This is a genomic window from Streptococcus sp. NLN64 (assembly GCF_015831295.1).
Taxonomy (GTDB): domain Bacteria; phylum Bacillota; class Bacilli; order Lactobacillales; family Streptococcaceae; genus Streptococcus.
In genome coordinates this window covers 29,108-53,462 of the sequence record NZ_JADXDQ010000005.1, presented here as the reverse complement: position 1 = coordinate 53,462, position 24,355 = coordinate 29,108, and the positions used below count along the sequence as shown (strand labels likewise).

General features: G+C 43.5%; 10 protein-coding genes. All 10 read left to right on the top strand.

Going from position 1 to position 24,355, the window contains the following annotated elements; genetic code table 11:
- Positions 1-762 precede the first annotated feature (762 nt).
- The 10 genes from secY2 to I2503_RS01615 all read left to right on the top strand — a co-directional run bounded on the left by secY2 (position 763) and on the right by I2503_RS01615 (position 24,338).
- On the top strand, positions 763-2,031 hold the full coding sequence (gene secY2 / locus I2503_RS01660) for an accessory Sec system protein translocase subunit SecY2 (protein ID WP_196966811.1): 1,269 nt from the start codon (positions 763-765) through the stop codon (positions 2,029-2,031).
- Positions 2,032-2,333: 302 nt separating this feature from the next.
- Positions 2,334-3,911, top strand: a complete 1,578-nt coding sequence (gene asp1 / locus I2503_RS01655; RefSeq protein ID WP_196966810.1) for an accessory Sec system protein Asp1 — start codon at positions 2,334-2,336, stop codon at positions 3,909-3,911.
- A 2-nt stretch (positions 3,912-3,913) separates the two neighbouring features.
- Positions 3,914-5,491: an accessory Sec system protein Asp2 gene (gene asp2, locus I2503_RS01650; RefSeq protein ID WP_196966809.1), complete on the top strand. Its 1,578-nt coding sequence runs from the start codon at positions 3,914-3,916 to the stop codon at positions 5,489-5,491.
- On the top strand, positions 5,488-6,027 hold the full coding sequence (asp3, locus tag I2503_RS01645) for an accessory Sec system protein Asp3 (protein ID WP_196091835.1): 540 nt from the start codon (positions 5,488-5,490) through the stop codon (positions 6,025-6,027). The genes asp2 and asp3 overlap by 4 nt, the downstream gene beginning before the upstream one ends.
- Before the next feature lie 12 nt (positions 6,028-6,039).
- Positions 6,040-8,421: an accessory Sec system translocase SecA2 gene (secA2, locus tag I2503_RS01640; RefSeq protein ID WP_196966808.1), complete on the top strand. Its 2,382-nt coding sequence runs from the start codon at positions 6,040-6,042 to the stop codon at positions 8,419-8,421.
- An 11-nt stretch (positions 8,422-8,432) separates the two neighbouring features.
- Positions 8,433-9,938, top strand: coding sequence for an accessory Sec system glycosyltransferase GtfA (gene gtfA, locus I2503_RS01635; protein ID WP_196966807.1), 1,506 nt, complete (start codon positions 8,433-8,435; stop codon positions 9,936-9,938).
- Entirely contained in the window at positions 9,931-11,244 is a 1,314-nt protein-coding gene (gene gtfB / locus I2503_RS01630; protein WP_196091838.1) for an accessory Sec system glycosylation chaperone GtfB, read from the top strand. Before gtfA ends, gtfB begins: the two co-directional genes overlap by 8 nt.
- A 7-nt stretch (positions 11,245-11,251) precedes the next feature.
- Positions 11,252-11,419, top strand: a complete 168-nt coding sequence (locus I2503_RS01625; protein WP_196966806.1) for a hypothetical protein — start codon at positions 11,252-11,254, stop codon at positions 11,417-11,419.
- Between the two features lie 499 nt (positions 11,420-11,918).
- Positions 11,919-20,819, top strand: coding sequence for a MucBP domain-containing protein (locus I2503_RS01620; protein WP_196966805.1), 8,901 nt, complete (start codon positions 11,919-11,921; stop codon positions 20,817-20,819).
- Between the two features lie 150 nt (positions 20,820-20,969).
- Positions 20,970-24,338, top strand: coding sequence for an SspB-related isopeptide-forming adhesin (locus I2503_RS01615; RefSeq protein WP_196966804.1), 3,369 nt, complete (start codon positions 20,970-20,972; stop codon positions 24,336-24,338).
- Positions 24,339-24,355 lie beyond the last annotated feature (17 nt).

Genomic DNA, 24,355 nt, shown 5'->3' with positions numbered 1-24,355 from the left:
AGAGTTCAACAGATCTGGGAGACCGTTTGAATATTTTTGCTAAGGCGAGTGAGACAGAACGATTTTACAAATAAAATCGTTCGTTACAAGTCTTTGTTTCAAGTTGTAAGCTGAAACGGTTTCTCCCCAAACCGACCTCGCTCTTTTATTGTTAGGCTCGGGTTCAAACAGTCTCTTCCCAGACTGTTTTCGCTTTCCATATTTAGGGCTCAAGTACTAACAGTCTCTTCCCAGACTGTTAGTACCCACCCCCGGTCTAAAGGCATGTTGAATGTCTTTAGAGTTTCTAAATGAAAGGAACGAAGTTCATGTCAATGTTGATTCGGTTATTTTCGGAGGTCAAAGAGTCAGGAATTGACTCTTTGAGTATCTGGATAAGAGAACATGAACGGTTCTCTCAATAAAGGCGAACGAAAGTACCAATCAACCACTGCGTCACATTGAATTCGCTAACTATAGTCTTTTAGTTTGCTTTTAGTACAAGGCAGCGAGTCGCAGACAGTACTGAAGTACGGCAAGACGAGCTAACACAGTAATAAAAGATAAACTAAAAGACTATAACTCCGATGAATCTCAAGTTCCATCACCGTTTTGCAGAAAGTCTAATGATTCGTCAGCGCTCGTTAATCACTGATAAAGAACGTAAGGTAAGAGAGGCTGGGGCCTGTTCCCAGCCTCTTACTTATTTATCCCTAACTCTACAAATATCTTAGAGGGCATGATATACTCTTATCTAAAGGAAAATCAAGAACGGAATCTACCATGTTTAATATTAGAAAAAAATGGACGAGTAGTTTATTGCTTCGAAAAATTGGCTGGACCTTGGTGATTGTAATGGTCTATATAATTGGACGGTTTTTACCTGTTCCAACAGCTGCAGTGAATCAAAAATTGGTTCAGAATTTTGTCAATAGTAACCTCTTGAACAATTTAGCAACAGTGACAGGGGCTCGTATCAGCAGCATAACGCTATTTTCACTGGGACTGAGTCCTTGGATGACCACTGTTATTATCTGGCGTTTCTTCACGGTTTTCAATCTATTTAAAAATCAAACTCAAGTTCAAGTTTACCGCTATCGAATGATGTTGACTTTGGTGATTGCTGCGATTCAGGCTTTTGGTTTGACGGCATCCGCCAACTTGATTGAGATGGATTTATTCGGTATTAGAGGTGAAGGGATTGCTCTCTTCTTTACCATGCTAATCCTGGCCTCAGGATCGGTGGTCCTGACATGGTTAGGGAATATGAATGCGTCTCGTGGTTTGGGCGGGATGACGATTATGATCTTGGTCAATATGATCTTATCCTTTATTGAAAATGGTGTTGGCTTCATTTCGGAGCAGTCTGGTTTTACGATGGATTTATTGGGGCAGATCGCCTTGTTTGTAGTTGCCTATACCTTGCTGGTTCTACTGACAGTTATCCTCTATCGGGGAGAGTACCGGATTCCTATTAAGCGTGTGGGGATTCATACTCCCTATAACCAGAAGAGTTACTTGCCGATTCGGGTTACGCCTGCAGGAGCTATGCCTTTTATGTATGGGATGACTTTGATGATGTTACCTGCTTATCTTTTAAACGGTTTGCGGTATTTTTATCCTGAGAATGAGACCTTAAAAGAAGTAGCCTCTGGTTTAAGTTTGACTCAATTAAGTGGAGCGCTATTTTATATCACGCTTCTTTATGTCCTATCCATCGGATTTGCCTACTACAATTATGATTCCTATGATATTGCCAAAAATATGCGTAACAACGGGGATTATATTGAAGGAGTTCGACCAGGTAAGGACACAAAAGATTTTGTCCAGCGTAAAGTCAATAGTCTCGCTCAATTTGGGGCTTTAACGGTTATGCTCATCGGGGGCTTGCCACTGATTTTCTTGGTTGCTCAAGGGGCTCCAGACGGTAGTGTTAGCATTGCCCTTTTGATAAATAATGCTTATATCGTATCCAGTCTTTTGCTAGGGGTGATCGAACAGGTCAACACGATTCAAGGTTGGAAGCAGTATAAAAATGTCATTTATACTTAACTCATTTCAAAAACAGAATACTCGCGGAATTTCAAAAAAAATGAAGAGGACAGCTGATGATGATCGTTCAACAGGTCTGGGAGACCTATTGAACGTTGTCAATGAAGCGTGCAAGGCACGCAATCAAGAAGTTCATCAAAGAGGCTTGACAAAGTCATACTCGAAACAGTTCGAAATCTGAACAGGCAATCCGATGAAGGCAGAACTAGGGTTCGGCGAAGAGGATTAACACATTCAGGTTTTGAAATGCAATGAGTATCAGATTTTGAAATTCAATGAGTATTAGTAGACAGGAGTCGCTCATGTTTTATTTCGTACCCTCTTGGTACAATCAAAGTCGCCCGTGGTACCATAACACCCAGCTCTGGTTTCGGATTTTGGAGCGGATGACGTTTGATGACACGATCAATCAAATGAAGATGTTCCATCAGGCGGAAGAAGAAGTTCGATTAATGGTTCTCAACTACCAGCCCCAGTTTCGATATGATCTGCATAAGCAGGGCTTGCTGCAAACACCTTATTGGTCGTTTTTTGATGATATCCAAAATATCTCTAGTTTGGATGTACATCCGCTTAACTTTAAGGACTTGAATTGGCCCGAGAATGTGCAGTTTCTCTATAGTCCTTTTGCTGTACTGGCAAGACAAGAAAAGAAGGACCTAGCCACTATCCATTTTGCCCAAGATGGGAATCTCTTCTACATTGAATTCATAGAGGATGGACGTATTCGGAAGCAATATCTCTTTGATGATCGGGGTTTTCTTTCCTCTATTCTCTACTTTGATGAACAGGGGCGAGAGTTGCACCAGGATTATCTCAATGAGAGTGGGATTTGGCAGGTGCGGGAACACTTGAAGCCCCACCAATTAGGTCGTATCGAAGTCAATTCCGATGCTGATCACAGTTTCCAGCAGCGCTATTATGGTGATTGGCCGGATCTATTACGGGAGCGCTTACTTTTGTTGCATCAGCAGGAGATGCAACCGGAAGATACCTTGGTTGTGGCTAGCCATGAGCAGCACAATGACCTCCTGCTGGACGTCTTTCTCAATCAGAAGAAGGTCTTTTCATTCTTTGGGGAGCGCTATCCTTTGGATCTGACCGAATCCAGCCAACGTTTGTTGAAGCAAGCGAATTTGTTGGTTGTAGATCAGAAAAAACAAGAAGAAGAACTGCGCCAGCTCATGCAAGCTGCCGGACAGCAAGAAAAAGAGCTCCTGCGGGTATCCCCCTATGACACCCGGTTACGACTGGGTCACAGTCAGATGTTGAAAGAACAAGTGATTTATTTCTACATTGACAACTTGGACTCTTCGGAGATCCGTGAAATTCTGGGAACACTCTTGGAATTTATGGATCGGCATGAGGATGTGAACCTATTCATGGTCTCCTTTGACCGCAATCTGAATTTTAAGAACTGGGAAGACTGGATAACCAGCCACATCCACGAAAAGTATGACCCAGATCATTTCTTCCAAGTTGTGGATACAGGAAATGAAAACCAACTTGAAGAGGATGAGCTTATGGAATTATCTCGAGTTACCTTTCATCTCTTCACCAATGAAACTGAAATCATCACTGCCCTGGATTCCACACGGCTACTACTGGATCTGGGGACAGAACCAGATCTGTATACGCAAATTGCGAGTATCTCAGCCGGTGTACCTCAGATTAACCGTGTAGAAACAGACTTTGTCAGCCATGAGAAAAATGGCTGGGTCTTGAGTCCTGAAGCAGATTTAGAAATGGCCCTTCGCTATTATCTGGAAGGATTGGCCAATTGGAATCGTTCTTTGGTTTACACGGTCCAAAAAATGGCTGACTACACCAGTGGTCGGATTCTCGCCCAGTGGCAGCAACTCTTGAATAAGGATCAGTAGCTATGAAAGTATTACAAATTGGCTCTCAGTCCTGGGCTGAGAGCTTGGAACAAGTACCGGAGGACCTCGACTGGTATTGGACGCCGACGCAAGAAATTTCTGATTTTATAGAGGTCTTGACGGAAACAGAACGGGCCAAGTTACCTGTTCCTGAAGAAGGTCAACCTCAGCCCAAGCTTCGATTACGGTTTGATGTGATTCTCATTACCGAAGGGCTGGCTGAAAAGGATTTAGAACCCTTGGTGAACATGGTTGAGCCCTATGGTCTTTATGTGGACAAGGGGATTAAACTAGAGGCTGGTGAACCATACGGGATGTTCCGCCGGAAAATCCTACGTGAACTGGATGTAGAAGGAGACTCCAAGGCCAAGATGGACTTCCTACAGTTAACTCATTTTGAAAGTCAGTATGGAGCTAAACTAAAACTTCCCGATATTGACATCAACCAGGATTTTCAGGGAGACGTTTTTTATGATGGACATGTAGCTGTCCATCTAAAAGGAGATTTTGGCCAAGACTTTAGACCACTCTTAACTTTTCGTTACAATTTGGGAACTTTTCCGGTTGCCTTGGAAATTTGGTTGGAGCACTTTAAAGTCTCCGGGAATCCTGAAATTCAATTGGAGCTTACTCCGATGCAAAAAGGGAGCCTCTATAGGTTTATGGAACCGACAGTATTAACGGAAGAGCAATTGAAAGAGCCCTACGTTCTTCCACGGAATGAGGAAATTGGTTTTTATACGGTCTCTGTTTGGGCTAAGGGTCAAGGTGAATTGGGCTTTGGGCCTCTTCACTGGCGTTATTCCCGAATTGGAATGGGGCGTTTTGTTCTAGGTGGAAAGCGCTACAGCGATGAGAAAAAACAGGAGTTTATTTATTATTTCAATCCTGGAGATATGAAGCCACCAATGAATGTCTATTTTTCAGGATTCCGGCCTGCTGAAGGCTTTGAGGGCTATGGGATTATGAAATCCCTCAAGAGACCGTTTATGTTGATTGGTGATCCTCGCTTAGAAGGTGGTGGCTTTTATATTGGTAGTCCTGAATTGGAAGCTAAGGTTGTGGAGGTTATTCAGGAGTCTTTGGATTACCTCGGTTTCGACAAGTCGGATTTAATCTTATCTGGTCTTTCCATGGGAACCTTTGGAGCTCTTTATTATGCGGCAGATTTTGACCCCTATGCGGTGGTGATTGGGAAACCCTTCACCAATGTTGGGGATACGGTGGCAGCGATGAAGTTGAAGCGACCGGATGAATTTGAGACCAGTGCAGATGTGCTTCGGAATGTAACGGGTGGCACAGATGAAGAAAGTATCCAGCAATTGAATCAGCGCTTTTGGGACAAGTTTAACCAATCCTCTTTTGACCAGACGACATTTGCGATTGCCTATATGGAAAATGATGACTATGACGGCCAGGCCACGGCTAGGTTGATTGAGGCATTATCGGATAAAAAGGCGCATATTTATGCCAAGGGTTATGAGGGTCGGCACAATGATAATAGTCGGGCCATCAATAAGTGGTTTAAGAGGCAGTATGTTCAATTATTAGAAGACGGTTATGGAAGGAAGTATGGATGACCAAACACTTGATACACCGAATTACTTGGGATCAGGTTTATAGTGGGGATGCCTATCTCTATGGAACCCGCTTGACCTTTACTGATCAGGGAGCCTTATTTGAAAACCAACGGATGGCTTCTGGAAAGTTGATTAGTCGCTTTCATTCTACAACCAACTATCAAGGTAAGCGGACCTCTCCAGCCCTACCTTTGTTGGTCCCTGGAAACAACTATTGGTTGGATCTTGAGATTGAGGCAGTGCCTGAGGGACGTTATTTTCTGGAAGTAAGCTATTTTAACAGGCAGGGTGAACAGATTGGATTTGACATACTGCGTCGAAATCAGGGAGAAATCCGTTATCCTGAGGAAGCTTTTACCTATGTCCTCACCCTTAAGAGTGCAGGAGCCAGCCAGCTCTTGTTTAAGGGAATATCTATCTATTCCATGGAGGAGCACAAGCCCTTTAAGCTGGACAAACCGCTTGAAAAGCGGTTCCTACCTGATCAGATTCCAGATGATTTACGATTGGTTCAAAAATTATTAAAAACCATGTGATAAGTGAATGACATGAAAGAAAGAAAATCGTTATTAAACAACTTGAAATTGGCTGGGATTCGGCGAATTGTCGGACGCATCAATGATATGGCGGAAGAAATGGCGGGCTTGACCGATGATGAATTGGCTGGACTGACGCAAAAGTTTCGTGACCGCTTGGAGGATGGGGAAAGTTTGGATGACTTGTTGGTGGAGGCATTTGCGGCTCTACGTGAAGCCAATCGGCGGGTTTTGGGCATGTTCCCCTTCGACGTGCAGGTTATGGGGGGAGTAGCCCTGCATCAAGGCTACATTGCTGAAATGAAGACAGGGGAAGGAAAGACCCTGACGGCGACCATGCCCCTGTATTTGAATGCCTTGGAAGGCAAGGGAGCCATTCTGGTGACCACCAATGACTATTTAGCTCGTCGGGACGCAGAAGAAATGGCTCCTGTCTTTGAATTTATGGGCTTGACTGTGGGGGTCGGCGTCTTCAATGAAGATGACGATAGTGATGTGGAGGAAAAGCGGGCTGTTTATGCCGCGGATATTACCTACACAACCAGTACAGCCTTGGGCTTTGATTATTTAGCAGATAACTTAGCCGCAGCCGAGCAGGATAAGTTCTTACGTCCCTTCCATTATGTGATTGTCGACGAAGCGGACGCGGTCTTGTTGGATGCGGCTCAGACACCCCTAATTATTTCAGGATCACCGCGCGTGCAATCCAATCTGTACCATGTGGCCAATCAGTTTGTCTTGACCCTGGAAGAGGAAAAGGAATATCGACACCTCAAAGAAGACAAGGCTGTCTTTCTAACAAGGGATGGCATGGATTATGCACAAGAATATTTCGATGTTCCAAATCTCTACGGGGATGCCTACTTTGAGCTTAATCGGCACATCAATCTGGCCTTACGGGCTCACCATCTTTATAAAAAGGATGTCGATTATGTCGTTGCAGATGAAGAGGTCAAACTGCTAGACAACCGGACAGGTCGTGTCCTGGAAGGGACGCGGTTACAGTCTGGTATTCACCAAGCCCTTGAAACCAAGGAAGGTGTTCCTATCAGTAAGGATTCCCGTTCTGTTGCATCGGTAACCTATCAAAGTCTTTTCAACATGTTTCCACGCATCTCGGGAATGACGGGAACTGGAAAGATTGCTGAGGATGAGTTAATTTCGACTTACAAGGTTCCGGTGGTGGTGATCCCCACCAACTCACCGATCCAGCGCATCGATTATCCAGATAAGATTTATGTCACCTTGCCCGAAAAACTGCAGGCTACCCTCGAATATGTGAGGGAATTACATCAGCGTCAACAACCTGTGCTTTTGATTTCTGGAACAGTAGATATTGCGGAAATCTATTCCCGGATGTTGCTGCAGGAGGGAATCCCGCACAGTGTTCTAACCGCTAAGAACGTGGCTAAGGAAGCACAGATCATTAAAGAAGCAGGGCAACTGGGGGCGGTGACAGTGGCGACTTCCTTAGCGGGTCGTGGTACAGATATCAAGCTGGGAGAAGGAGTAGCTGAATTAGGAGGACTAGCGGTTGTCGGGACCGAGAGGATGGCAAACAACCGGATTGACTGGCAGCTTCGTGGTCGGGCAGGTCGCCAGGGAGACCCTGGCTTGAGTCAATTCTTTGTCTGCTTAGAAGATGAACTCCTTATTCAATATGGAGGCAAGTCTGTTACCAAATCTTTTGAAAAGAACAATCACAGCAACCGTTCCAATTTTGGCCAACCCCTAACAGCAGGGCGTTTCAGACGGGCAATCACCCACGCGCAAGAAAAGAGTGAGGACAATGCCATGAGTGCCCGGCAATCGACCATTAAGTTTGATGAAAGTTTACGGATTCAACGGCAGAAAATTTACCAGCTCCGGGATGACTTGATTTATCATAAAATCGATTTAATGGATAAGATGGATGCCATCTTTGTAGAGGTCATGGAAGAGTTCTTAAAGGAGCATCCGCAGTTAACCAAACAAGAATTGCGGCGGTATGTTTTGGAAAACTATAGTTACCAAAACCAGCCCTTGGGCCAGTCTATCGATGTCTCCAATCGGCAACAAGTTTTGGATTACCTTTGGACCCTCTATAAAATGGAATTGGAGAAAAAGGAAGAATACTTGGAAACCGACGAAAAGATGGAGGAATTCATGCGCTTATCTGTTCTTAGGGCCATTGACGAAGCCTGGATTGAGCAGGTTGATACGCTGCAGCAATTGAAGAATTTTGTGCCGATGCGTCAGGTAGCTCAAAGAGATACCACTTCCGAGTACTTCCGTGAATCTTTGGAATCATATAATCAGATGGTCCAAAGGGTTAAGAGAAGCATTGTTCGCAATGTGATGTTGAGTACCATCGAGGCTGATCGGGAAAAGGGCTATACCATTTACTATGTTTAAGCGAGGATGCGATGACAGTATATAGTATTAATTTAGGGATCGGTTGGGCGAGTAGCGGTGTAGAATATGCCCAGTCCTATCGAGCGGAAATCTTCCGGGAATTGCAATTGCCGGCTAAGTTTATTTTTACAGATTTATTCCAAACAGAAAATCTCCAGCATTTTACCTCCAATATTGGTTTTAAAGATGAGGAGATTATCTGGCTCTATTCTTTCTTTACCGATTTGAAGATAGCGCCGACAAGCTACAGCCGCAGACAGTTGGAAGCAAGCTTTGCTGCACCCGTTCAACGGACGGAAGTCGGGGTCAAGTTGGTTCGTTATCATTTTTCGGAGGATTTTTATATCAATGCCAGTCTCTGCGGACCGGAGGAAGCCTATGTCCAACGAGTGGAGTATGTGGTCAAAGGGAAACTCATTCGCAAGGATTATTACAGCTATACCAAGGTTTTCACAGAATTTTATGCCCCGGTCAATGATAAACCCCAACTTTACCAACGCCATTTTTTTAATGAGGACGGCAGTTTGGCCTATGAAGAAGTCCTTTATAATCAGAAGAGCACCTTCCGATTCCCAGATCGTATTTTGAATGGTAAGGAAGCCTTGGTTGCCTATATGCTAGAAAAGTTGAACTTGACTAGCCAGGACATTCTGCTCTTGGACCGGGCGACTGGTATTGGGCAAGCCGTTTTCGCCCATAAAGGATCCGCCAAATTAGCTGTTGTGATTCATGCTGAGCATTACAATGCCAAGGGAACCGATGACTACAATGTGCTCTGGAATAATTATTATGAATATCAGTTTACCAATGCCCATTTGGTCGATGCCTTTATTACTTCTACGGAAAAACAAAAAGAGGTCCTGGATCAGCAATTCAAGACTTATACCAAGCACCAACCGCGAATTTATGCCATCCCGGTGGGAAGTTTGGACCAGCTCCGGAGGCCGGATCAGGCACGTAAACCCTATAGTCTGATGACTAGTTCCCGCTTAGCCAGTGAAAAGCACATTGACTGGTTAGTGAACGCGGTTATAGAAGCCCGAAAGACCCTACCAGAGCTGACCTTTGATATTTATGGTGAAGGAGGGGAGCGACGCAAGTTAACGGAGATGATTGAGGCTGAGGATGCCGAAGCCTATATCCAACTCAAAGGGCACCAACAATTGGCCGAAATCTACAAGAATTACCAAGTTTACCTCACTGCCTCGACTAGTGAAGGGTTTGGTCTGACGCTGATGGAAGCCGTCGGTTCTGGATTGCCCTTGATTGGGTTGGATGTACCTTATGGCAACCAAACCTTTGTGGATGATGGGAAGAATGGTTATCTGATTCCACGTCCGGAAGCTGATGATCCAGCTTATATGACCCAAGCTTTTTCGGACAAAATTCGAACTTACTACCAAGCGAATCGGACTGAAGAGGCACAAGAAGCTTCCTATCAGAAGGCTGAACCCTTCTTGCATGAGCACTTGGCCCAACTTTGGGCCGCATTTGTAGAGGAGGTTGGTCATGCTTAAAATATATGATCGTTTGACCCAGGAAGGGTTGGATTTGGAGTATTCCCTCCGGACATCCGGCTTTGAAGGGTCAGGTGTTGTCTTGCAGGATGATGGTTTCTTGCCGGATGGCTTTACGTCCCCTTTTGAATTCTTCTCAGGCCAATTTGAGGAGGAAATAGCCCCTCTTTATTTTAATGAAGTTCCAGTTCCAAAATATTGGCAAATTACGGGAACCAATCAGCAAGGGGAGATTTGGAATTATAGTCAGAAAAAGGCGACCATTTTCTACCACGATCCTAAGCACCTACGCTTGGTCAAATCGGTTGAGTGGTTAAATGAGCAGGGACAAGTCATGGTGACGGACCACTACAATCGCTTTGGTCGGATTTTTGCCAAGACTTATTTCAACCAAGAGCAGCAGGTGACCCATAAGCATTATGTTGATGCCGAGGGGCGTCCCTACTTGTCGGAAAATTTGGTGACAGGGGATCTTCTGTTAGATTGGCAAGGACAAACGCATTACTTTGCCAAGAAAGTGGATTTCTATCTGTTCTACCTGCGTCATTCAGGTTTGGATTTGAGCCAGATTTGGTACAATTCTTTAGGAATGCCCTTCCTTTTGGCCTATTATTTGGGAGGTCCAGGACAAGATATTCTCTTCTGGCAGGAGGACATTCATGATCACGTTCCCGGTAATATGAAATTGCTCCTGAGCGGTAAGGCCCCACGCCAAACTCGGGTCTTAGTGCAAAAAGAAGGTGTTTATCAAGCCTTAGAGCAATTTTTAACGGAGGAAGAAAAAGAAAAAGTGGAGGCCTTGGGTTATCTTTATCCGAGTCTGAGAGAAAATGGGAATCGGAAGGAAATCCTGGTCTTGACCAATTCTGATAATCTGGAAGGGTTAGACGCACTCTTAGAAAACTTACCTGACTACCAGTTCCACATCGCCGCACTAACGGAAATGTCCCAGCGGCTGATGCAATATGGGGATCGTGACCAAGTCCACCTTTATCCTAATGCAGGTGCGAATCAAATCAAGGGGCTTTTCCAGACCTGTGATATTTATCTCGATATTAATCATGGTTCGGAAATGATGGCGGCCATTCGTACGGCCTTTGAATCTAATTTGCTTATCGCTGCCTTTGACAACACCAGTCACCATCCTGGTATGCTCCTGAAGGAAGCCATTTTTGACCACCGCCAGCCACATGCAATGGCTGAGTGGCTTAAGGCTCAAACGGATTTAGCTGTCGCCGCTCAAGGACAACGCCAATTGGGAGGACAGGCTAGTCTAGAGAATTATCAAGAAAAATTGAAAGGGTGAGGACAATATGAAAAAAGAAAACCCACTCCTAAGTCAAGATATTGAACAGCGGATCCAAGATGCCCGCTATGAAAAAGGGGAAACGGAAAAAAGCAGACGGTCTATCTTTTACTTGGTGATTGTTTGCCTGGTTACCCTATCCGTTGTTTTGTCACTACTCCGTTATTTGACCTAATGGAGTTATGATCTAGAGGAGCGCGAGTTTTTTTACTTTACTTAGGGAATCGGTAGCTCTCTAGTTGCCAAGATTGTAGAACCAAAGGAAGATTCTTTTGCAACTTCTTTCGTTTTTTCAGATTACTTTTAGAAATCTAGACTAAACTAATAGTTTAAAGGGTTTTGTCAATCTAGAAATTGGCGACAAAGCCTATTGTATCGGGCATTCTCCCAAGCATATTTATTGACTGGGTGTCCTTTTCAAATTTATAAAGATTCCTATTCATTAATATTCGAAATCTGACTTTGGCAAACCTTCTTGATGAACTTATTGATTGCGTGCCTTGCACGCTTTATTGATAATATTCAACAGATCTCCTAGGCCTGTTGAACGATCATCGTCGGTTTTTCTTATCATTTTTTTGAAAGATTCGAGTATTCAGGGGTTGAAGTTAGTTCAGTATAAGATTTTAGGAAGCTTTTCTAAAAGATTTTTCAATTTAAAATAAGGAGTTTTCATGAAAGGTAAACACAAGAAAAAATTTGATTGGTACTCGATGAAGAAGCGCTATTCCTTCCGTAAGTACCATTTTGGACTTGCGAGTGTTCTGTTAGGAATGACCCTACTTACGGGTCAAGTTGCACAAGCAGAAGAAATTACCTCTACAGTCCCAGCAGCTACTCAGACAGTCAACTCAAGTGATGTAAGTGAAGTGGTTAGTAGTCCGATCGTTGAAGAAGCAGGTGTTTCGGAATCAGCAACAGCAAGTCCAGAAACTGCAGAAGCAACACTTGCAAGTTCTGTTACTACCGAAGCTATCCCTACAACGGAATCATCGAGCTCAACAGAAGTGAGCACGTCAGCAAGCAGCGAAACAGCAAGTCGTTCTAGTACCTCTTCCGAAAAAGCATCGACTGAAGATGTGAGGAATTCCGAAACAAAAACTGTAACGAGCCAAACTTCAACAGCATCTAGCTCAGTTGAATCTTCTAAAACCGAAAGAACAAGCCAGGCTACAGGCACCAAGGCAGAAAATACTCCGGAAGTTTTACAAGCTGCTGAAGAAAAAGCAGAAACTTCTACATTATCAAGTGATTTCCTTCCAACAACAATAGAACTTTCTCAAGATGGTCTTGCGAAACCCCTTGTGGATTCGTTTGTCAAAATGTCTTGGCAGGCGATTCCTCGTGCTGAAGCCCTCTTATTGAATGCCAAGGAATTGTTGGAAAGCCGTGCGAAGATTTCCTACGCTAAAACACCTCAATATGGGGACCGTCAAGCTAGTATTCTTGTAACTTATGAAAATGGTGAAACTAGAGAAGTATCCTTCGATGTTCAAATCACAAGCCAGGCTGTTCGTCGCAATCGTTCAAACGCGGTAACATCCAGCGACCGTGCCTTCCGTGCAGATAGCCCAAATACTTCTGGAACAGTCAACGGAGCTATTGGTACGAGTAGCCAGTTGGAGAATAATGTTGATTCAGCAAAAATCACGGTTACAACCTCCTTGGATATTTCAGGTGAATCGGCTAATTATGACGGTGGATATGTAGAGTTGGTATTTGAAAATACGACTGAAATAAAAGCTGAAGCATCTGGGGTTACTGGTATCACTACAGATGTTAGGACTGATGGAACGAATACGATTGTCCGTTTCACGCCAACGGCCCCATTGCGTGGAGGTTCCTACTATAATTTTGTTAGCACTTATCAGTTGAAGCCTGTTAATAATGGTGGAAATGTAGCCTCCATGTTGGAAGCAAATGATTTCAGAGTCCCAGTGAAGGCTACTTTTTATGATGCAGATGGCTTAAAAGTTCAAGATTTGGGTAATTTGTCCTTTGGTTATGAAGAAGTATACAACGCTGCTGATACAGGGACCGCCATGTCCACAGCTCAAATCGTTGCTGTAGATGCCAATAACAATGGTATTGTAGATGCTGGTGAAACTGGAAAATTATCATTCTATGTGTATACAGGTGCACGGACAGAAACCGGAACAAATGTGTTAAATGACCACTTTTCTCCTGGAACCGGGGTTTTTGATGGTCGAAATGTTACAGGTGGAGGCTCAACTGCACCTAGTGCGCGTATTGTAGCTCCAGTATCTGCCTACACTTACGATGTTGCTAAAAAAGCAGGTCTCACCCTTAGCCAAGAATCGAAAGATGCAGGTTGGTATGAGGACGAGAACGGTTATCACTTACATGTGACTCGTGATACGAACCCACTTGTGGGCGATGATACTGCCAACCGTAATACTAATTCCAACTATGTTCCTCTTATTCTTGATATTGAAGAAGGGGCACATGTCTCAGACATTAAAGGTTGGCAAAATTTAGAAGTTACAGGTACTTATTCTAAGGAAGATGGGACAACTTATTCAAATACAAAAACTCTGAGATATAACGTCGATATTCCGTCTCAACCGGTTTCAGAAGGAATCCTATCACTAGGTCACGCTTATAATACGGATACTGAAATTATTAAGGCACACGGTCAAGCAACCTATACAACAAACGTTGCTCTAACTCGTGTCGCTGATACGGATACGGATTATCCGTTAAATGACTACACTTTAAAAGTTACAACCGATAATGACGGTGAATTTTTCAACCGTGTTGGTTATACGGGTCGTAATTATACGGAAGTTTTTACCAATGGTGGAAAAGTAGAAGTCTATGATGACGAAACAAATGAACTTCTTGGCACCTTTGATGCTTCCTCTTATGTACAAACTGGTACTTATATCACAATTGATGAGTCCAAAGAAGTAAAAACAGTTCGGTATGAGTTTAAGAATCTAAATTTGAAAAAAGATTCTACCCTTGTATATCCACCCTCGAGCCTGAATTTTAGTGAGTATACCTTCTACAATAATTGGGAGAATCGATACAATGATTCCTCGGTGACAGAGTTACCCACTCAATCGACAGCGACTTTAGTTAATACTACATCAAATTCTGAATCATCCGTTACGAAAAACGGTGTCTTGGTTCGTAAGGTTTACCAAGTCAACATGGATGAGAGGTCCGATTTAACGCACAATAACCGTACTCAAGGCTCTGGATTTACGCAACGCTATACATTAACGGATACAGAACAAAATAACCGTGGTGGATACGATATCAAAAACGTTGATGAAAAGGGGATGGCTAGCTATACGGTTGACCTTTACCAAGCTTATCTTGTAGATCCGAACCTTAAATTGGTGAATACAAATTGGACCGTCTACTATAACTTTAATGGTACGGGTAAAGATTTGTATGTTGAAAATGTACCGGTGACGTCTTCAACCGACCCAATTGGTCAAAATGTTGTAACCATGGCCAATAACTTCGTACCAAATGGTTCTTATGAAATTACTCAGATTGGTTTCTGGTCAACAAAAGATCCAGGTCTGATTCCAACGGATGGAATTGATTTGGGGACAGTTACAGTTGGCGATGAGAGTTTCGTTGTAACGACAGAGAATTCAACCTCAAGTACTTGGAAAGTACATCTGGTATCTTCTGAGTCCTCAGGTGTTCTCTCCAAAGTTAAACCTAACGCTGCTTCTTCTTACAGTTTCAATTCTAATGAGCATGAAGCGCAGGATGTCGTGGACTTTGAAATCACCTATTCCAACGTTGCGACTCAGGAATTGATGAACGTGAGCGTGATTACCTCTCTTCCTCGTGAAGGGGATAAGCAGTTGGATTCTCGTGGTAACGCTCGAAATTCCCAATTTGACGTTTTCCTAACTAAGGAAGTGACTCCACCTAGCGGTTGGCGTGCAGTGTATACGACTACAAGTGGTACTGCAGCTCAGATGGAAGCTGGAACTTGGTTGGACGCAGCTGATGTGACAGATTGGTCAAGTATCACGGCAGTTAAGTTTATTTCGACTGGTCCAGTTAGTGCGAATTCAAGTGTTAACTTCCATATTGAGGACGCAGTCATTGGCACAAATGCCATCCAAGGGGAGAAGGCTTATCTTTCTTCTGCTTCAACATCAGGCGGCTCCACTACTTATATTGAATCCAATAATGTATTGATTCAAATGAAAAATCAAATTGCGAATGGAACAGTTACCATTAACTATGTGGATGAAAATGGGAATGCCATTCCAGGAATTGATTCGAAAAGTGTATCCAATGATGTGAAATCTGCTTATGATGTATCAGATAAGGATACCTATTATCCAGATTCAATTTTCACAGCTGATGGTTTGGAATATGAATATGTAGAAACGAAAGCGGATAGTGTACTGAATACAGGTGTCTTCACAGAAGAAGAACAAACCATCACTCATGTCTATAAACTTGCGCAACAAAAAGCAAACTTCACTTATAAAGATGTAACGGATGCGGATAATCCATCTGTCTTGGATTCTGTAGATTCTGTTACCGGTGATTCCGCTGCCGTCATCGACTATAAGACAGCAGACCGTATCAAGGAATACCTCAAAAAAGGATATGAGCTTGTATCCAATGACTTTGAAGATGGTCTCACCACTTATGATAAAGATAAAGCGGTAGATCAAGACTTCACGATTGAATTGAAACAACGTGTTGTACCAATTACGGATCCATCTCAAGTTGGAACAGACGTGGATGAGGGTGATGAAAATACACCACAATACCCAGATTCTGTTAAAGATATGGAAGCTCTCACGAAGACTGTAACGCGTACCATTGAGTACAAGTACTTGGCAGAAGACGGTAAAGAAGCATCCGCAACTGTAACCCAATTGGTTGAATTCAAACGTACTGCAACTGTTAACCTTGTCACAGGTGAGATAGTCTATACCGACTGGACCACTGAAGATGGAACAAAAGACGCAGTTCAATCTCCAGTTATCGCAGGCTACACCCCAGACCAAGCAAGTGTAGCTGAGTGGAAACCAAGTGCAACAGATGCGGACGTGAATGAAGTTGTTATCTACACACCGAATGAGCAGAAAGCTACAGTGACTTACGTAGACATCACAAGTGGTGAAGAAGTCGTTCTAGGAGAAGTTGATTCCCTAACGGGTGTAACGGACGCTGAGATTGACTATTCAACTGCTGACCGGATCAAAGCCTATGAAGAAGCTGGCTATGAACTTGTTAACGATGGCTTCCCAGCAGGTGAAGTCTACGACAAAGATCGCAATGTAACTCAAGAGTATACAGTTACATTCCGTCAAAAAGTTGTAGATGTGGAACCAGAATATCCAACCAATCCGAAAGATAATTCTGAACTCGAATTGACCAAAACGGTTACACGTACGATTGAGTATAAATACTTGAAAGAAGATGGTGAAGAAGCTTCTAAAACTGTGACACAAACAGTTACATTCACACGCAAAGCCAAAGTCAATATGGTGACAGGAGAGGTGACTTATGCTGCTTGGACCACAGAAGAAGGTACAACCCCAGCGGTTGAATCACCAGCTATCGCAGGTTACACACCAGATCAAGCAAATGTAGGAACTTGGACACCAAGTGCAACAGATGCGGATGTGGATGTCGTAGTTGTCTACACACCAAACGATCAGAAAGCAACGATTACTTATGTGGATGAGACTACAGGTGAAACCTTGGATGCAGTGGATACCGTGACAGGTAAGTCTGATGAGTCTATCAAATACACGACTGCAGACCGTATCGCAGCCTATGAAAAAGCAGGCTATGTCTTGGTATCTGATAACTTCCCAGTTAATGGAGCTGTCTATGACCGTGATGACAAGGCTGACCAAGCCTACACTGTTATCTTGAAACACAAGATTGAGAACATCGATCCGGAAAATCCAGTGAATCCAAATACAGGTGAGCCTGTTGAGTTGACTAAGACAATTACTCGTACGATTGAGTACAAGTACCTCACTCCAACAGGTGAAGAAGCATCCGCTACTATCACTCAAACAGTTGAGTTCACTCGTACAGCGACAGTGGATCGTGTAACAGGAGAAGTGACTTATGCTGCTTGGACCACAGAAGAAGGTACAACCCCAGCGGTTGAATCACCAGCTATCCCAGGTTACACACCAGATCAAGCAAATGTAGCAGAGTGGAAACCAAGTGCAACAGATGGTGATGTGAATGAGGTTGTTATCTACACACCAAATGAGCAGAAAGCAACGATTACTTATGTGGATGAGACTACAGGTGAAACCTTGGATGCAGTGGATACTGTGACTGGGCCATCTGATACAGCAATCGATTACACAACTACTAGTCGTATCGAAACCTATATCGCATCAGGCTACGAATTAGTATTAGACAATTATCCGAAGAATGGCGCTGTTTATGATCACGAAGATGAAGTCGACCAAGAGTACGTTGTTATCTTGAAACACAAGATTGAGAACATCGATCCGGAAAATCCAGTGAATCCAAATACAGGTGAGCCTGTTGAGTTGACTAAGACAATTACTCGTACGATTGAGTACAAGTACCTCACTCCAACAGGTGAAGAAGCATCCGCTACTATCACTCAAACAGTTGAGTTCACTCGTACAGCGACAGTGGATCGTGTAACAGGAGAAGTCACTTATGCTGCTTGGACCACAGAAGAAGGTACTGTACCAGCGGTTGAATCACCAGCTATCCCAGGTTACACACCAGACCAAGCAAATGTAGGAACTTGGACACCAAGTGCAACAGATGGTAATGTGAATGAGGTTGTTATCTACATACCAAATGAGCAGAAAGCTACAGTGACTTACGTAGACATCAAAAGTGGTGAAGAAGTCGTTTTAGGAGAAGTTGATTCCCTAACAGGTGTAACGGACGCTGAGATTGATTATTCAACTGCTGACCGGATCAAAGCCTATGAAGAAGCTGGCTATGAACTTGTTAACGATGGCTTCCCAGCAGGTGAAGTCTACGACAAAGATAGCAATGTAACTCAAGAGTATACAGTTACATTCCGTCAAAAAGTTGTAGATGTGGAACCAGAAAATCCAACCAATCCGAAAGATAATTCTGAACTCGCATTGACTAAAACGGTTACACGTACGATTGAGTATAAATACTTGAAAGAAGATGGTGAAGAAGCTTCTAAAACTGTGATACAGACAGTTACATTCACACGCAAAGCCAAAGTCAATATGGTGACAGGAGAGGTGACTTATGCTGCTTGGACCACAGAAGAAGGTACAACCCCAGCGGTTGAATCACCAGCTATTGTAGGTTACACCCCAGATCAAGCAAGTGTAGCAGAGTGGAAACCAAGTGCAACAGATGCGGATGTGGATGTCGTAGTTGTCTACACACCAAACGATCAGAAAGCAACGATTACTTATGTGGATGAGACTACAGGTGAAACCTTGGATGCAGTGGATACCGTGACAGGTAAGTCTGATGAGTCTATCAAATACACGACTGCAGACCGTATCACAGCCTATGAAAAAGCAGGCTATGTCTTGGTATCTGATAACTTCCCAGTTAATGGAGCTGTCTATGACCGTGATGACAAGGCTGACCAAGCCTACACTGTTGTCTTGAAACACAAGATTGAGGACATCGATCCAGAAAATCCAGTGAATCCGAATACAGGTGAACCAGTTGAGTTGACTAAGATAATTACTCGTACGATTGAGTACAAGTACCTCACTCCAACAGGTGAAGAAGCATCCGCTACTATCACTCAAACAGTTGAGTTCACTCGTACAGCGACAGTGGATCGTGTAATAGGGGACGTCACTTACACAGACTGGACAACAGAAGAAGGAACTGTACCAGCGGTTGAATCACCAGCTATCCCAGGTTACACACCAGACCAAGCAAGTGTAGCAGAGTGGAAGCCAAGTGCAACAGATGCGGATGTAGATGTCGTAGTTGTCTACACACCAAACGATCAGAAAGCAACGATTACTTATGTGGATGAGACTACAGGTGAAACCTTGGATGCAGTGGATACCGTGACAGGTAAGTCTGATGAGTCTATCAAATACACGACTGCAGATCGTATCGCAGCCTATGAAAAAGCAGGCTATGTCTTGGTATCAGATAACTTCTCAGCAGGCGAAGTCTATGACCGAGATGATGCGACTGATCAAGCCTATACTGTTATCTTGAAACATAAGATTGAGGACATCGATCCAGAAAATCCAGTGAATCCAAATACAGGTGAGCCTGTTGAGTTGACTAGGACAATTACTCGTACGATTGAGTACCGTTATGAAACTCCAGATGGAGAATTCGTAACTGTCCCTGTGACACAAACTGTAACCTTCACCCGTACAGCAACAGTAGATCGTGTAACAGGAGAAGTCACTTACACAGACTGGACAACTGAATCTGGAACAACACCAGAAGTAGTGTCTCCAAATGTAGATGGTTTCACACCGGACAAGGCACTTGTTCCAGCATGGACACCAAGTGTGACTGATTCTGACGAAACAGTAGTGGTCATCTACAAAGCAGATGAGCAAAAAGCTAGAGTAACGTATGTGGACGAAACTACAGGAGAAGTACTTGAAGTTGAAGAACTTGTTGGTAAATCTGGTGAATCCATCACCTACTCAACAGCTGATCGAATTGCTTTTTATACTGCGAAAGGGTATGAGTTGGTTTCTGATGAAAACCCTGAAGGACTTCTCTTCGATAAAGATGGTAATGTGACTCAAGAATACACAGTAGTCTTGAGGCATAAGATTGAGGACATCGATCCAGATAATCCTGTGAATCCAAATACTGGTGAGATAGTTGAGGTGTCTAAAACGATAACTCGTACCATCGAATATAAGTACTTGACTGCAGATGGAGAAACCGCTTCTGAAACTGTTGTTCAAATTGTAACCTTTAAACGAACAGCAACTGTTGATCGCGTAACCGGTGAGGTTGCTTATGGGGATTGGAATAGTGAGAATAATACGTTCCCAGTAGTTGTTTCGCCTGAGATAGATGGTTATACCATTGATCAAGCTGAGGTTCCGGAAATGGTTGTGACAGTTGATTCCGAAGACTCTAAAGTTGTTGTGATCTACACTCCAGTAGAGAAACCGGAACCGAAGCCAGAACCAAAACCTGAACCAAAACCTGAGCCAAAACCGGAACCGAAGCCAGAACCAAAACCTGAACCAAAACCTGAGCCAAAACCGGAACCGAAGCCAGAACCAAAACCTGAACCAAAACCTGAGCCAAAACCGGAACCGAAGCCAGAACCAAAACCAGAACCAAAACCTGAGCCAAAACCGGAACCGAAGCCAGAACCAAAACCTGAACCAAAACCTGAGCCAAAACCGGAACCGAAGCCAGAACCAAAACCTCAACCAAAACCAGAAAAATCTAAACCATCCGTGGCTGACAAACCACAGATGAAAGAGTCTTCTGTTGGACAAACGCTTCCTGAAACGGGTGATTCCGATAATCTTGCGATGGCCTTGCTTGGACTCGGATTGCTTGGAGCAGTTCCATTGATTGGATTTGCGAAACGGAAGAAAGATTAAAAACCTTAGGTTTGTCTACGCTTTAGAAAACCAATTCTGATTTTAGCCCCCACGGGGGCTTTTTTGTTGTCGAATATCGAATAAATAGAATAATAGCTGAAAGGAGAATGTAGTGTTGCCCTTGCGTTTCTAATTCGAAGGAGGTAATGAATGAATCTGAATTTTGGTTTTAAAATATCTAAGGCCTATGTTTTTTGTGGTGCAGTACTCGCTAGTTTATGCTTGGGGATGGACAGGGTAGCTGCGGATGAGACCGCAGCTACAAATTTGAAAGAGTTGCAGCCTCAGGCTTCTTCGGCTCACAGTGAACTTATTCAGGAATCTGGCCAAGATGTCGGACAATTAATGCAACCAATAGTATCTGAGGAGTTGGAGCAAGCACAAGTTCAAGCACAAGCAGCAGGTGTCGTAATTGAGCAGAAGGCTCCTCGGTTTTATGATTCTTTGGCAAAAGCGCAAGAAGACTTGCAACAGCAAGCTCAAAGCTTACTGAATAAAACAGCTAGTCAGCAAGCTCTACAAAGGGAAATCACATCCATTCAAGCACAGAATCAGCAGATTCTCCAAGTGAATCAAGCAGAGATAGAGCGTGTATCATTGGAAAATCAAGAAAATGAAACACAGATCAAAATTGAAAATCAAAGGGAACAAGATCGTGTCGACCTAGAAAATACCAGACTGCAGAATCGATACAAACAAGATTTGGAGAACTATGAGCGATTAAGAAATGATCGACAAGAGACTTTGAAGACAATACAAACTCGTCAACAAGAAGTCGAACAGGCCAAAAGAATGCTAGTGCGACCCGATGACATTTCCTATGGCAGTAACGGTTATACCAAAAGCAATTCTACTCAACACCTCAAGCTTAGTGCTCCCTTGAAAGGTATGAAACTTATTGCAAAAGGTGATTTGAAAAATCCACAGGTCTTGGTAGAAGGGGAAATTCCGGAATCGCAAATTGTGACTAGTTTTGTTTGGAAGAATGTAGAACCAGAAGGGCCAGAATTGACCAAGGGAGTTTATGGAGACAAAAGCTACTGGGATGCAGCCTACAATTACAACCAAAATGGAACGACAACTCAAATTTGGACAGGGCGAATTGGAAATTGGTACAAAATACCTGAAGCCATCAAAACAGCCGATGGAAAAATTCATGATGCCTATATTCAAGTTGAAATTGATAGTAGTGGGCTCTACAAGGAAAGTATGTGGACTAAGACGGATGGAACTTATTTTGCCTTTTGGAATCAGGATGGCGCTATCAATACCTTAAATGGCTTCACTCTAGGAAGTGTTAATCAAAAATCAGATGGCATTCGCCTGCGTGTGAGATTGGATAGTCCTAAGAACACGACCCCTTATTTATGGGCTACTACAATCTATGATTTGGATCTGGGGCAATTTCTGGAAGTGGATCCTAAAACTAGTCAAATTTTAAGTATTGGTGGAGGCCTGAAAGTAGAAGGCTCAAAGATCGTGTCGGATGAAAATTTAGGAAATACCTATGGACTTAACCGAGATGTCAATGCCCTAAATGCACGCGCCTCATCACCTGACGGAGCAGTCCTCCTAGCCCAGTACACATCTGAGTATCAGTCTATGATCCGCAATAGTCCTGGAGGGGCAGGATCATCTGTGGCACGTGCAGATTTTGGAGCAGCTGGACAAGTTCAGATTCAAGTCATCCCCAAACTACCACCCGAACCAGAAAAACCTACCAAGCCGACTCTGTTAGTTCCAAACTTTAAAACCTTCATTCCTAAAATTCCAAGTCCAAAACCGTTACATCCTGTTCCAGATTTACCAACGAAAAAGGAGAGTGTTCATCCAGTCTTTGTGATTCAAAAACCAAGCAATCACAAGACTGTTGTGAACCAGGCAAAAATGGATGTGGATGGTAAGTTGGTGCCCAAGGGGTCACTGCAAATCTGGGAACTTCAGAATCAGCCCTTGAAAGCAGGTCGGGACCAGGTGTTTTCTTACCAGCTGAAAGATCCGCTGCCATCGGGATTTTTGGTTGACTGGGCTAAAACCAAGGAAATGAACCAAGTTTATTGGACTGTAACAGAAAAATCAGCTGATCACCTAATCTTTGAAGCGAAAGCAGAAACGCTATCCTTACTTAATAAGAATCGTCATCAAGCAATTTCCTTGCCTCTAGCTTATGTGATTGGTCGCCCTCAAAATGACGGCGGATCCTATCGGAACACCTTTAAGACGATGATTCAGACTCCTTCTGGATCTTTTGTAACGGTTTCAAACACATCTGTTATCTATACACCTGGTCAAGATCCAAAGCATCCTCGTACAGGACCGAATGGGGACAATCCGACACCTGAAGACAACTTCATTCATCCTCAAAAAGAGGTTTTTAATCCAGCAACTGGTCAAACCCTAAACGGACGGTCACTGTTACCAAACTCCAAGATCTATTATCGTTTGACACAGGATTTTGACCAGTACAAGGGGATTCAAGTAAGTCCGGCTGATATTTCCAAGGGTTTCTATTTTGTGGAGGATTATCCTGACGATCGTTTGGATCCAACTAGCTTGAAGGTCACTGCCATTAAATCGAGCAATGGGGAGGATCTCTCGCAGTTGCTGAACTATTACCACGTTTTAACTCCCCACTCGATTGACAGCAAGCTTCAGAAGGCCCTGGAGCACTCTGGAGTTCGTCCGCATGGCGCTTATTTGCTGTGGTCGGCCAAAGATCCCCAAGCCTTTTTTGAGCGCTATGTCCAAGCTGGTTTATCAGTGACCTATGATCTTTCTTTTTCTTTAGATAAAAAGTTTAAAGAAGGGGCTTTTACCAACCAAGCTTTCCAAGTTGAATTCGGAAACGGCTATGCCTCCAATCACGTCGGAAATGAAGTGCCAACTTTGAAAGTGCAGAAAGAAGTTTTGAATCAAGAAAGTGAACAAGATCTGAACGGGCACGAAGTTGCCATGGGTCAACTAATCCGTTATCGCTTAAAAGGGTGGGAAGTGCCCGCTAACCGTGGTTACAAACTTGAGGAATACCGCTTCTTGGATAATTTAGACCAGGAGCATGATACGTTCGTTAGAGGACAGGTAGTGTCAGCAGTCACCTTGACCTTGCAGGATGGGCGAATGATTCCTTCAGGTACTGATTTAACGGAGTTTGTGGATCAAGTTTATGAAGGTAGAGATGGGCATTACAGTTTAGCCTTTAAAAAAGATTTCTTAGAAACTCTATCTGACCAGAGTCCATTTGCGGCAGATGTCTACCTAACTGTAAAACGGATTTCGAGTGGTACAGTCAGAAATCAATACACACTGGTAGTGAATGGCAATCCTGTGGATTCCCAGCTTGTTCAAACCCACACATCTGTACCAGATTCAGTGAATACTGAGTTCCTTGAGAATGGTTCTCAGAAACCAGAAAAGACACTTCCCTACACTGGAACAGAAGGAGATCATCTGTCCTTTATCGGAAATATGATGATGGGGCTTGCTGCCTTAATCGTTGCACTGAAAAAAAATAAATCGTAGGGAGTTTAAGACCAGGG

Coding starts and splice junctions, on each gene's coding strand:
- gtfB (WP_196091838.1), top strand. CDS start 9,931: ATGCTTAAAATATATGATCGTTTGACCCAGGAAGGGTTGGATTTGGAG.
- I2503_RS01615 (WP_196966804.1), top strand. CDS start 20,970: ATGAATCTGAATTTTGGTTTTAAAATATCTAAGGCCTATGTTTTTTGT.
- I2503_RS01620 (WP_196966805.1), top strand. CDS start 11,919: ATGAAAGGTAAACACAAGAAAAAATTTGATTGGTACTCGATGAAGAAG.
- asp2 (WP_196966809.1), top strand. CDS start 3,914: ATGAAAGTATTACAAATTGGCTCTCAGTCCTGGGCTGAGAGCTTGGAA.
- asp1 (WP_196966810.1), top strand. CDS start 2,334: ATGTTTTATTTCGTACCCTCTTGGTACAATCAAAGTCGCCCGTGGTAC.
- gtfA (WP_196966807.1), top strand. CDS start 8,433: ATGACAGTATATAGTATTAATTTAGGGATCGGTTGGGCGAGTAGCGGT.
- I2503_RS01625 (WP_196966806.1), top strand. CDS start 11,252: ATGAAAAAAGAAAACCCACTCCTAAGTCAAGATATTGAACAGCGGATC.
- secA2 (WP_196966808.1), top strand. CDS start 6,040: ATGAAAGAAAGAAAATCGTTATTAAACAACTTGAAATTGGCTGGGATT.
- asp3 (WP_196091835.1), top strand. CDS start 5,488: ATGACCAAACACTTGATACACCGAATTACTTGGGATCAGGTTTATAGT.
- secY2 (WP_196966811.1), top strand. CDS start 763: ATGTTTAATATTAGAAAAAAATGGACGAGTAGTTTATTGCTTCGAAAA.